Consider the following 8,992-nt stretch of genomic DNA (forward strand, 5'->3'; position numbering starts at 1 on the left):
CCGTTTCTCGGCTGCCAGGTCGCTCTCACCGACGACGAATACCGCGTTCGACTCTCCGACGAATGACTGGATCGAGTTACCGATAATTCTTGAACAACAGCGCGCGGACGTCGTCTTTCGTCTGGACGTCCTCGTTCGAGCCGTCGGGGAGTGCGACGGTGTAACGGTAGTCTGCCGACGACGACTCCTCCCACTTGTCGTCGTGGGTCTCGAGTAAGCTCATCATCTCGTTTAACATGTCGTCGTCGTCGGCGTCACCGCCCCCACTCGAGCCGTCATCTGCGTCGTCGCTCGCACTCGAGCCCTCGTTCGGTTCGCTGCTATCTCCCGAACCCTCTTCCGCTTCACTGCTGTCTCCCGAGACGTCGTCTTCGTCACCTGCCTCCGGGTCCCCCTCGTCGTCTGCCGTAGAGTCCTCGACGCTGGGATCGGCGGACTCGTCGTACGAAATCTCCTCGAGTTCGTGGGGATCGGACCCGCCTTCGATGGCCGCGTCGACCGACGCCGTCACGTCGTCGGTCGCCGACGAGTCGAACTCGCCGTCGATCTCGAAATCTTCGTCGGCGTTGTCGATCAGAAACTGAACGGCATCTCGTTCGCGCACGAACCCGTACTTGCCGACGACAGACTCCGAAATCTCCTCCCGGAGGTACTGGATGTAGGCGTACTGTTCGTCGGTTACCTCGAGCGTCTTCATATTTCATCGATAACGTGGGAGGTACAAATATGTAGGCCGTCCCGAGGGTCCCTCGAGTGGACGTGAGACCGGATGGACGTTCGAGCGAATAGGCGTTTTGGACGTGGGGTCCATCGACTCTCTCCCGCCAGTCGACCGGAGGACAGCCCCGACGACAACGGTTTTTACGCCCGATATACAACGGTACTGACATGGTCTTGCGTGAATCTGATTCCGAACTGGCCGCCGACGACCCGGCACCCGACTTCGAACTACCCGGCGCCGACGGCGAGACGTATACCCTCGAGTCGTTCGCCGACGACGAGGCGCTGTTGCTCGTGTTCACCTGTAACCACTGTCCGTACGCACAGGCGAAGTTCGACCTGCTGAACGACTTGGCCGACGAGTACGACGACGTCTCCGTCGTCGGGATCAACCCGAACGACGCCGAGGAGTATCCCGACGACTCGTTCGAACTGATGTGCGAGTTCGTCACGGACGGCCGGATCGACTACGATGCGTATCTCCGTGACGAGAGTCAGGCGGTCGCCCGCGAGTACGGTGCAGTCTGTACCCCGGACCCGTTCCTCTTCGCGAACGAAGCCGAGGCGTCCGGCGAGGCCGACTTCCGGCTGGTCTACCAGGGACGACTCGACGACGCCCCCAACCCGGACGACGACCCGTCCCGATTCTACGTCAGCGAGGCCATCGACGCCGTCCTCGACGGCGAAGACGTGGATCTCGACTGGCGACCGTCACAGGGCTGTTCGATCAAGTGGCACGAGGAGTGATCGCTCTCCGAGCAGTGGAGTGGTCCCGAAAAGCGAAAATCGCAGCGTTCTCGTCCCGAACGACGAGTTGCGGCCGGTTGATCGTACTACTCGACCTGAATGTCGCCGACCATGGTCGTCTCGTGTGGCTCACACACGTACTGGACCATCTCGCTGCTGGCTTCGAACTCGAGGATCTGGTCGTCGGGCTCGTCGTCGTCGGTTTCGTCGGTCTGGAGGTCGTCGACGACGTCACCGCCGTCGTCGCGAATCTCGATGTTGTGGAACGCGCCGTCGCCTTCGGTCCAGCCGATGGTGTACTCGCCGCCTTCCTCTAAGACGATCGTCGGGTTCTGTTCGCTCTCGATTTCGGAGGGCTCGAGGCCCTCCCAGCCGGCGGTCTGGGCGTCGAACCGGATGTCGGTGCCGGGATCGAGCGCGATACCGTCGGCTCCGTCGTCGCCGTTTCCGTTACCGTTACCGTTGCCGTTGTCGCTACATCCTGCGACGAGCGCCGTCGCTGCTGTCGCACCGGTGAGCTTCAGGAACGTTCGTCGGGAACCGTGGTCCATACTCATAGTTCACCGTTGTTTTACGGGTCTATCTCATTGAAGAGCGCGCCTATTCCCATCGGTTGAGACGTAGGTCGAACATGTTCGCTTACTATATTGATTCACAAACAGTATCTATCGCTCGAGTCCGCCGGAGGAGCCGGGATCGAATCGGCTACTCCCAGTTGTGCAAGGCATCCCGAAAGATCTCGACGGCATCCGCTTTCGTAACCGGCCGCGGGTTACACCGCAACAGCCGTTGTTGGGTCTCGACGGTCTGGGTCGCGAGCCAGTCGACGTCGTCGTCCTCGATACCTGCGAGGTCGGTCAGACCGCTCGGGATGACGTTTAGGTCCTGCTGGAGCCGGACGTACTCCGCTCTCGCTCGATCCGCGGCCTCGCGGGTCCCCATACCGTCGGTGTCGGCACCGAGCATCTCGGCGACGCTGGCGAAGCGTTCTGGATCGCTCGCAGCGTTGTAGCCGAGCGTTGTCGCGGGGGTGAGCACAGCGATCGTCTCGCCGTGATAGGTGTGATACTTGTTTCCCACGGGGTAGGCCATCGCATGACAGAGGCTCGCCCCCGCCGTCAGGCCGGCGATCGCACCGAACAGCGCTCCTTTCAGCATGGCGGACCGGGCCTCGATGTCGTCGCCGTTGTGGACCGCAGTGCGGACGTTGCCGGAAAGAAGTTCGATCGCCTTCTCGGAGAACATCTCCGTCAGTCCGGTCCGCCCCGCGTAGACGGGTCGTTCGGCTGGATCCGACGGGCGCAACAGGCCGTCGAACGGATGCGTGGTGTAGCCCTCGATCGCGTGCCCCAGCGCGTCCATCGCGGTTTTGCCGGTCTGCTCGGCGGGAAGCGTCGTCGTGAACGTCGGATCGAGGACTGCCGCGTCCGCCCGAATGTGGTTGCTCGAGACGCCCTCCTTGATTTCTTTTTCCTCGACGGAGAAGATCGCGACGGGCGAGATCTCCGCGCCGGTCCCCGCCGTCGTCGGCATCAACACGAGCGGCGGGCCGGATTCCGTGAGCGACTCGCCTCCGCCGGTCGGTTCGGCGATGTAATCGAGGACCTCGCCGCCGTTTGCGATCACCGCCCGAGTCCCCTTCGCGACGTCGATACAGCTTCCGCCGCCGAATCCGACGTAGAAGTCGTACCCGTCCTCGCCCTCGTTCTCGCGGACGAACGAGATACAGTCGTCGACGTTCTCGATCGAGGGCTCGCGCTCCGCGCCGTCCCAGACGGTGACGTCGTAGCCCGCGTCCTCGAGGAGGTCGGTGACGCGATCGACGTGGCCGATGTCGACCAAGTTCTCGTCGGTCACGAGGAGACCGTGTGGCGTCTCGTCGGCAGCCGCGTCGACCCCGAGATCGGCGAGCTGGAAGCCGAGTTCCTCGACGCTGTCCCGACCGAACCGAATCTGGGGCATCTGGAGGTGCCAGACGGTTTCCGGGCCGAGTTCGTGTTCCGGCGCTGAGACCGAGCGATCGTAGCTCATCGCCCCCACCCGTCCCTGATCTCCTCGAACTGGTCGGCGTCGTGGCCGTAGACGACCTCCGCGTCGTGACGCCGTTCGATCTCTTTGATGTGGCGGAGGGTCTCGAACCACTCCGTCTTGCCCCAGAGCAATCCGGCACCGAGCGGGGCCTCGTCCTCGTAGTTCGGGGCCTGATACACCTGATCGCCGGTGAACACGAGCGTGCCGTCATCCTCGAGATGGATCACCGTCCCAGTCAACCCTGGTGTGTGCCCCGGGAAGCGGACGAACTCGACGTCTTCGAAATGCTCCTCGCTGTCGCGGTGGATCACCTGCCAGTTCAGGTCGTGATCGAAGTCCTCGAGGATGTACGCCGCGCTTCCCTTGTCCGTCTTCGCGCTGTAGTAGGCGAACTTGATCTCGCGTTCGTGGACGTAGACCGGGACGTCGGTCCCGTCGAAAAACTCGAGGCCGCCCGCGTGATCCAGATGCAGATGGGTCTGGAAGACGGCGTCGATGTCGTCCAGGCTGTACCCCGCCTCCTCGAGATCGTCGTCAAGCCGATGTTCGTGGGCGTCGTGGGGGTAAAACGCCTGTAAGAGCCCCTCGGGCCAGTGACCGTCGAGGGCGTCGTGGTGTGAGCCGGTGTCCCAGAGGATCGTCGCCTCCGGGTGATCGATGACGAGGCTCCAGACCGGGATTTCGTCGTAGGTCACGTCAGGGTTTGGCTCGTCGTGTGTGCCGAGGGTCTCTCCCTCGATCATGTAGTTCTGATCGCACTCGAGCCCGCCGCGGTGGATGACGTCGACTGTCGCGTCTACCATTGGTGAGCACCGTCGAGCCCTACATTAATCGTGTACAAAAATTATGTGGTATATTCGATGGCCCGACGAGAAGCGGCGATTCAGCCGACTCGGTGGATCAATGAGTTGGTGAAACCACGGGGAGGTCGTGGTCTCGCCGGTAACGTTCGACAACAGTTCGTTCAGAGGCCAAACATCAACGGACCGATGAGAACCCCCATCAGATGGACACGTCGGGCTCGCAATCGGACGGGGATCAGTCCGACCGCAGTCGCCACGACGAACACAGCGATACCGGGAACGCCGGTAAAGAGAAACGAGAGGACGAGCAGTAACCCGAGGACGACCGCCGAAATCTTCCAGTATTCGGTTCGGCCAACCAACTCGAGGTAGGCGTCGCCGACGACGATCACGAGCACGAAGCCGATCGCACCGGCGACGACGACCGCGAGGATCAAAACGGGCAACTCGAGTGGCGCGTTCGCGTGCTCGAAGGCGACCATCACGCCCGTCCGCGGCTGGCCGATGGCGACCAGCGCGAACAGCGCGAAGATCGTGTTTGCGGTGTCGACGCCGCTCGTTGCGACGATATAACCACGATCGCCCGAGCCGCCGGGAACGAGTACCAACACTGCGACGGCGGCGATGGCGGCCGAGATGCCGGGAATGTAGCCGACGACCGCGCCCGCGAGCGTTCCCGCGACGGCAGTCGCAGCGACGAGCCACCGTGGGAGGGCGATTCGCTCCTCGTCCTGACGTGGAATCCCGCTCCCGAAGATGGCGTCGATCAACACCGGCGCACCGAACAGTCCGGCGAACAGCGGCGCGAGCATCCCACCCGCCTCGAGCGGCGCGTCCGGCGAGAGGTCGAGCGTCAGCGCGCCAAGCGCCGCGGCGAGTGCGAACGAGAGCGTTCCGCCGACCCGACCGCGCCACGTCCGTTCCGAGGCGATCAACGCGACGACGACCGTCGCGAGGACGAGCGGGAGGTTCGCCCGGATCGTCGGATACGCGGCTGTCACGGCGTAGGTGACTGGAACAGCGAGCGGAACTGCTGCGAGCACGGCGAGGAGGCTCCCGAGCGCCGAGAGGCGAATCGCTTCTGGGCCTCGCCCCTCGAGAACCATCCGGTGGCCCGGCAGGGCGGTGACGGCCATCTCCGCGTCGGGAACACCGAGTGCCATCGCGGGAACGGCGTTCAGGAACGTGTGGACGACGCCCGCGGCAAGCATCGCACAGCCGACGTAAAGCGGCGGGCCGGGAACGGCAACCGCGAAGCCGGCGAGCAAAAGTGCGAAGTTGTTGGCGTGCAGTCCCGGCACGAGGCCGCTTACGCTCCCGAGTATCGCGCCGCCGAGGATCCAACTCAGTAGCTGGAGGGTCGTGGCGGGATCGATGACGAACTCGACGCCGAGCGTTGGCATCGCCCGCTTTGGCCGCCCGTTTCGATTTAAACCTCTCGTTGCTCTCACTCGCGGCTCGTCGCCGGTTCACACGTATTCGAGGCGAAAGCCCACGACTTCAGTCGTGGGTCGGTGACGGCGGCCAGAGTCCCTGCGCTCGATCGAGCAACGAGACGACCACGACGTGGGGGAGCGTGAGGATCGCGAGAGCGACGAGATAGAGCCCACCGATCTCCGGAACGGTCGCCGGCGTCTGTGGAACCAACAGGGCAATCGAAGCGCAAACGACGATCCCACCGACCGTCAACGGTGTCGCATCGCGGACGAATCGCCGGCAGGCCCGCCCGACCGCGGGCTCCGCGAGAGCAGAGACGGTACCGTCGTCGACGAGCATCGTCCGGAGGATGTGGCGAACGCTGTGCCAGAAACAGAAGTAGAGCCCGATCGCGAGAACCGGCGGTACGAGCGCGAAAAACGCGAGGAGACCGACCGTCTCGCCAGCGTCGATCATCCACGATCGCGACCCCTCAGACCGGAGATAGCCCACACCGAGGGTCGCGACCACCACGGCCCCGAACGCCGCGCCGACGAGCAGGCGAACCTGTGTCCGAATCAGTGACTCGAGTGCAGTGGCCACACCGGGGTCGAACAGACCGACCACTGTCCCCGCGACGAAGGCATACTGCCCGGGAAAGGCGATCAGGGGGACGACCATCGGTGCGCCGCCGCGAACGAGCAACGTGAGCATTCGTCTCACCGGCGTCTCGAGGTAGTCGACGCCGACCAGTTCGTCGAGTACGTAGACGTCACCCTGGCCCCAGTGAAACAGCGTCAGGAGGATGAACAGGGAGAACGCAGTCAGCGGAGCGAGCAGCCACACTGCGGCGTAGGCGGTTCCAGCGACGAGATAGAGTGCGCCGACGGCCGCGAGCGCCCGGACGGTGATCGGCTCGTTTCGAGCCCTGGGGAGAACGAGATGATCGACCGCACCGTGTGGGAGACCCAGGAGGAGAACGCTTGCCAACAGCGGCAGGTACTGAACCCACAGCGGGAGTGATCCGGTGAGAGCCGTAAGCGCAAATCCGAGTCCGAGCACCATCGTCGCGGCTGCGAGGCTCACGACTCGAGCGACGTTTCGAGCGTGCGCACGCTCTCGAGCGTTCGGCGATTCGGCCGACGCGTTCGTGTTCGTAGACATTATCGACGCGTTCGAAGACCCTGGAGCGTCGGAGTCTCGTCGAGTTGCTCGAGTGTCCACACGTACAACACCAGCCCCTGAACGACGAAGACGTTCGTGACGAGGAAAAACAGCGCCTCTTCGACCGGGAGACCGATCAGCGACACACCGATCGTGTGTTCATCCGAGATAACCCAGACGCCGAGTCCGATCGCGATCCGATCGACGATCCAGAGATACAGCGTCGGAACGGCGACCGCCAGTGCGACCGTTCGACGGACGTCCCACAGCGCGGTGATCCCGAACGCCCACTGAATGGCGAGAATCGGTCCCGCCCACAGCAGTATCGCACCGAGATACGTCGTCGGCGTCGAGCCGAGCAAGAGCCATCCCGCCCCGCCAATCGAGAGCCCCGCGAGCGCACCCACGAGGCGGTGCAAACGTGGAATCCGCAGCGATCGGGCCGGAACTCGAAGAAACTGAAACAGCCAGAACCCGGTCAGGAGTGGCTGGAACACGAAAAACAGGTACTCTTCGACCGGGGCGTGCCAGATAGTCGCGCGAACGCTCCCTGTTCCATACCACCAGACGCCCTCGGCGATCAGTAGATTGTCCCACGGCGTCGTGTAGACGACAGCGAGCACGAGGATAACGCCGAGGCCGGTCAACGCTCGAGTAGACCATCGGGCTCGATCTCGTCGCGAAGCAAGCAATCCGAGGACGACGATCGGCGGGAGTACGAAAATCGCGTGGATAGACAGATAACTGAGCGCCAGTGTCATCGGTTTAGGATCGTTCCCGTTCGAAACGGCGACCGCATCGATGATAACTCTCATACCGGCCGAACGTGCTCGAGTGGTTCCAGCGGTTCACAGTACGTCCGTCGTGAGGAACCATCAATAAACCAGAGCCATACTGAGCAGGATATCGCAGTAACTGGGCGGCCGACACCTGAATGTCGTTCGTCGCTCGTCAGTGGCGTTTGCATGGTATGGGTTCACAACGATGCCTCGTGCCGTCTATACTCGACGTACAATGATCGAACCGATCGCGGCGGACATGGTCGCACTCGTTCACGGGGTACCACTCGAGATGACGCAAGCGGAGGTGTACCAGGAGGTCCAAGACAACGTGCTGTTGAACGCGTCGTTCTGGGCGAACATCGCCCTCGCAGGGGTAGCCATACTCCTGTTCGTCTATATGGGCCGAAACGTCACTGATCCTCGAGCCAAACTCATCTGGGTCGCCACACTGTTGGTGCCGCTCGTGTCGATCGCCAGCTACACCGGACTGGCGTCCGGGCTGACGATAAGCTTCTTCGAGATGCCGAGCGGCCACGCACTGGCCGGCGAGGAGGTGTTGACGATGTGGGGGCGGTATCTCACCTGGACCTTGTCGACTCCGATGATCCTGCTCGCTCTCGGCTTGCTTGCGGGAACGAATCTGACGAAGCTGTTTACGATCATCACGGCCGACATCGCGATGTGTGTGACCGGACTTGCGGCCGCAATGACGACGTCTTCCTACGGTCTCCGTTGGTTCTGGTACTTTCTCAGCTGTACGTTTTTCATCGTCGTCCTCTACGTCTTACTCGTCGAGTGGCCCAAAGACGCCGAAGCCGCAGGGACCTCCGATATCTTCAACATGCTCAAAATCCTGACCGTCGTGTTGTGGCTCGGCTACCCGATCTTCTGGGCACTCGGTGCAGAAGGGTTGGCCATCCTCGACGTCGCGATCACCTCCTGGGGGTACAGCGCCCTCGACATCGGTGCGAAGTACGTCTTCGCGTTCCTGTTGTTGCGCTGGGTCGCAGCCAACGAAGCGCTCATCGCCAGACAGCCGTCGGCGTTCGGAACTGGTATCGTCGACGATACGGGAACAGGAACTCCCGCCGACGACTGAGACGGTCTGCGACGACTGATTGCCGGTCGATCGCTGGTCTGCGGTCGACCGGGACAGACGCATCGCGGTCGGTATGATACGGATTGGTGTCCGTCAGTTCCAGCGCACCCGCGACCCGTCGTGTTGGTTCGCCGGTACGTCGATTTCAAAAGAAAACCAAGGCGGATTCCCCGGACCACCGTGCCCGGGGTTGAAGCCGACACCCGCTGCCACTAACCATGGACTATTAA

At 62.8% G+C, this 8,992-nt stretch carries 9 protein-coding genes; 2 read left to right on the plus strand and 7 right to left on the minus strand.

Annotated elements, in window-relative coordinates:
- Positions 1–76 precede the first annotated feature (76 nt).
- The gene (locus tag GRS80_RS04195) at positions 77–697 is read right to left on the minus strand and encodes a hypothetical protein (protein WP_160046462.1); all 621 of its coding nucleotides are present in this window, start codon (positions 695–697) and stop codon (positions 77–79) included.
- 191 nt (positions 698–888) lie between these two features.
- On the opposite strand from GRS80_RS04195, the gene GRS80_RS04200 reads away from it, so the two are divergent.
- Positions 889–1,467, plus strand: coding sequence for a thioredoxin family protein (locus GRS80_RS04200; RefSeq protein ID WP_160046464.1), 579 nt, complete (start codon positions 889–891; stop codon positions 1,465–1,467).
- Between the two features lie 86 nt (positions 1,468–1,553).
- On the opposite strand, the gene GRS80_RS04205 is transcribed toward GRS80_RS04200, so the two are convergent.
- The 6 genes from GRS80_RS04205 to GRS80_RS04230 all read right to left on the minus strand — a co-directional run bounded on the left by GRS80_RS04205 (position 1,554) and on the right by GRS80_RS04230 (position 7,642).
- Positions 1,554–2,024, minus strand: coding sequence for a twin-arginine translocation signal domain-containing protein (locus tag GRS80_RS04205; RefSeq protein ID WP_160046466.1), 471 nt, complete (start codon positions 2,022–2,024; stop codon positions 1,554–1,556).
- 148 nt (positions 2,025–2,172) lie between these two features.
- The gene (locus GRS80_RS04210) at positions 2,173–3,498 is read right to left on the minus strand and encodes a hydroxyacid-oxoacid transhydrogenase (protein ID WP_160046468.1); all 1,326 of its coding nucleotides are present in this window, start codon (positions 3,496–3,498) and stop codon (positions 2,173–2,175) included.
- A complete protein-coding gene (locus tag GRS80_RS04215) occupies positions 3,495–4,301 on the minus strand; it encodes an N-acyl homoserine lactonase family protein (protein WP_149081662.1) in 807 nt (268 codons plus the stop codon). Before GRS80_RS04215 ends, GRS80_RS04210 begins: the two co-directional genes overlap by 4 nt.
- 161 nt (positions 4,302–4,462) lie before the next feature.
- The gene (locus GRS80_RS04220) at positions 4,463–5,704 is read right to left on the minus strand and encodes a tripartite tricarboxylate transporter permease (protein ID WP_160046470.1); all 1,242 of its coding nucleotides are present in this window, start codon (positions 5,702–5,704) and stop codon (positions 4,463–4,465) included.
- 97 nt (positions 5,705–5,801) lie between these two features.
- Positions 5,802–6,881 (minus strand): Brp/Blh family beta-carotene 15,15'-dioxygenase, encoded by a 1,080-nt coding sequence (locus GRS80_RS04225; RefSeq protein WP_160046472.1) that lies wholly within the window; start codon positions 6,879–6,881, stop codon positions 5,802–5,804.
- Positions 6,881–7,642 carry a lycopene cyclase domain-containing protein gene (locus GRS80_RS04230; protein ID WP_160046486.1) on the minus strand — a complete coding sequence of 254 codons (762 nt, stop codon included), beginning with the start codon at positions 7,640–7,642 and terminating at the stop codon, positions 6,881–6,883. The genes GRS80_RS04225 and GRS80_RS04230 overlap by 1 nt, the downstream gene beginning before the upstream one ends.
- A gap of 277 nt (positions 7,643–7,919) precedes the next feature.
- Here GRS80_RS04230 and GRS80_RS04235 point away from each other — a divergent pair, with 277 nt between their 5' ends.
- Positions 7,920–8,762 carry a bacteriorhodopsin gene (locus GRS80_RS04235; RefSeq protein ID WP_235019641.1) on the plus strand — a complete coding sequence of 281 codons (843 nt, stop codon included), beginning with the start codon at positions 7,920–7,922 and terminating at the stop codon, positions 8,760–8,762.
- Positions 8,763–8,992 lie beyond the last annotated feature (230 nt).

The organism is Natrialba sp. INN-245 (genome assembly GCF_009807105.1).
GTDB lineage: Archaea > Halobacteriota > Halobacteria > Halobacteriales > Natrialbaceae > Natrarchaeobius > Natrarchaeobius swarupiae.